The organism is Rhizobacter sp. P3_B12, from assembly GCF_056402895.1.
The window spans coordinates 1-2,182 of sequence record NZ_JBFUGN010001012.1 but is presented as its reverse complement, the minus strand read 5'-3'; the positions used below and the strand labels follow the sequence as shown (position 1 = coordinate 2,182).

At 69.3% G+C, this 2,182-nt stretch carries 3 protein-coding genes; 1 reads left to right on the top strand and 2 read right to left on the bottom strand.

The genetic code is table 11. The annotated features are described in order from the left end of the window. Nucleotides 1-135 precede the first annotated feature (135 nt). A complete protein-coding gene (locus AC1D01_RS31375) occupies nucleotides 136-1,068 on the top strand; it encodes a LysR family transcriptional regulator (RefSeq protein ID WP_477873426.1) in 933 nt (310 codons plus the stop codon). On the opposite strand, the gene AC1D01_RS31370 is transcribed toward AC1D01_RS31375, so the two are convergent. Together AC1D01_RS31370 and AC1D01_RS31365 are read right to left on the bottom strand one after the other, a co-directional pair. Beyond that, nucleotides 1,004-1,273: a hypothetical protein gene (locus tag AC1D01_RS31370; RefSeq protein ID WP_477873424.1), complete on the bottom strand. Its 270-nt coding sequence runs from the start codon at nucleotides 1,271-1,273 to the stop codon at nucleotides 1,004-1,006. The genes AC1D01_RS31375 and AC1D01_RS31370 overlap by 65 nt on opposite strands. A gap of 62 nt (nucleotides 1,274-1,335) precedes the next feature. Then, nucleotides 1,336-2,182 (bottom strand): YihY/virulence factor BrkB family protein (locus AC1D01_RS31365; RefSeq protein WP_477873422.1); only part of this gene is annotated, 847 nt, incomplete at its 5' end.

Sequence of the window (2,182 nt, the reverse complement as noted above, 5' to 3'; positions counted from 1 at the left end):
CTTGCTGGGTCATGGTGAGCTCCTGGGGAGTAGTGGTGTGGCGATGAAGTGAATTCTGGTTGCTCGATGCGGATCAATAAATGAGCAAGAATTGACATCACTGTTCAAGCCACGCCAACAAACGAGCAATCGACCATGGACCGGTTCCAGACCCTGCAGCTGTTCGTGCGCATCGTCGAACTGGGCAGCTTCACGAAGGGCGCCGAAGACCTCGAGCTGCCGCGTGCGACCGCCACCCACGCGATCCAGGCGCTGGAGGCGCGTCTGGGCACGCGGCTGCTGCAGCGCACGACGCGCCAGGTGAAACCCACGCCCGATGGCGAGGCCTACCACCAGCGCTGCGTGCGGCTGCTGGCCGATCTGGAAGAAGCGGACACGGCTTTCGGGCAGTCGGCGGCCAGCCCGAAGGGCAAGCTGCGGGTCGACCTGCAAGAGACGCTGGCCCGCCACTTCCTGCTGCCTCACCTCGGCGAGTTCTGCGCCCGCTACCCGGACATCGAGCTCGAGATCGGCATGGGCGACCGGCTGGTCGACCTGGTGCGCGAGGGGGTGGATTGCGTGCTGCGCGCCGGCAGCCCGCGCGATTCGTCGTTGGTGCTGCGGCACGTGGCCGACCAGCCGCAGCTCACCTGTGCGAGCCCGGCCTACCTGGCGAAGTACGGTGTGCCCGAGTCACTCGACGATCTGCCGCGGCACCGTGCGGTGAACTACCTGTCCAGCGCCACCGGCCGGCGCGTGCCGTTCGACTTCATCGTCGACGGGCAGCCGCTGGCGGTGTTGATGAAAGGCAGCCTCTCGGTGCGCCATGCCGACGCCTATCTGGCATGTTGCCTGGCCGGGCAGGGATTGATCCAGGTCCCGCGCTACCACGTGCAGGCCGAGATGGCCGACGGGCGGCTGCAGGAGGTGCTGGCGCCGTGGCGTCCCGCGCCGATGCCGGTGTCGCTGCTGTACCCGCACAGCCGGCAGCTCTCGCCGCGGGTGCGGGTGTTCGTCGATTGGGTCAGCGCCCGGATGCAGGACGCGGGTGCAGCGCCGAATCGCGCATCCGGACCACCTCGCGCTTGATCGCCGGGACCGCACTGGCCGCGGCGGCGGGCACGGCGGCCGCCATCAGCAGCACGTCGGCGGCGAAGGCGTTGCGGTCGGCGCGTTCGGTGACGGGCAGGCCGATCGCCACMGCCGCGAAGGCCACCGCCACCGGCACGGCCACGCCGACGCCGGGGAGCAGTTTGCGAGAGGCCGGCGATGAGAGCAGGTGTGACGGGCTCATGGTGTTCTCCCTGGCGATGTTCCCATTCTGAAGACGACCCGAAGACCTTGGTGTAGGTGCGCTCAAGCACCCGTTGTAGGAATTCCGCCCGCGCTGCCGTTCCCGGTCGGCGCAGGCGGTGGCGGCAGGTGGCGCATCGACCCGAAGGTGCGGGCATAGACCCAGGTCAGCTCGGCGCCCATCAGGAAGATCTGCGCCGAGTAGTACACCCACACGAAGATCACGATCAGCGAGCCGGCGGCCCCGAACCCCGAGGCCACGCCGCTCTTGCCGATGTAGGCGCCGATCAGGTAGCGGCCGACGGTGAACAGCACCGCGGTCAGCAGCGCGCCCAGCCACACGTCGTGCCAGCGCACGTCCACGCGCGGCATCAGCTTGTAGATCATCGCGAACACGCCGGTCGTCATCAGCAGCCCGACGCCGAGGTTCACCGCCTGCGCGAGCGTCGCCCAGTTGCCGAACACGCCGCCCCACCACTTGCCGAGCGCCGAGATCGCGGCGCTGAGCACCAGCGAGACCATCAGCAGGAAGGCGATGCCGAGGATCATGCCGAACGACAGCAGCCGCGCGCGCAGCAGGCTCCACCAGCCACTGGCGCGGATGCGGGCCGGCGCGCGCCAGATGCGGTCGAGGGCGTCCTGCAGTTCGCCGAACACCGAGGTCGCGCCGACCAGCAGCACGGCGATGCCGAGCGCGGCCGAGGCCGTGCCTTCGGCCGGCTTGTGCAGGCTGGCCAGCACCGCTTCCACCGCCTGCGCCGATTCGGTGCCGAGCAGGCCACGGATCTGGCCGAACACCTCGCCGCGCGCGGCCTCCTCGCCGAACACCAGCCCGGCGATCGCGATCACGATCAGCAGCAGCGGCGCCAGCGAGAACATGCTGTAGTACGACAGCGCCGCGCCCATGCTG

What these genes read in the sequence shown, in the direction of transcription:
- AC1D01_RS31375 (WP_477873426.1), top strand. Translation starts at nt 136, where the DNA reads ATGGACCGGTTCCAGACCCTGCAGCTGTTCGTGCGCATCGTCGAACTG.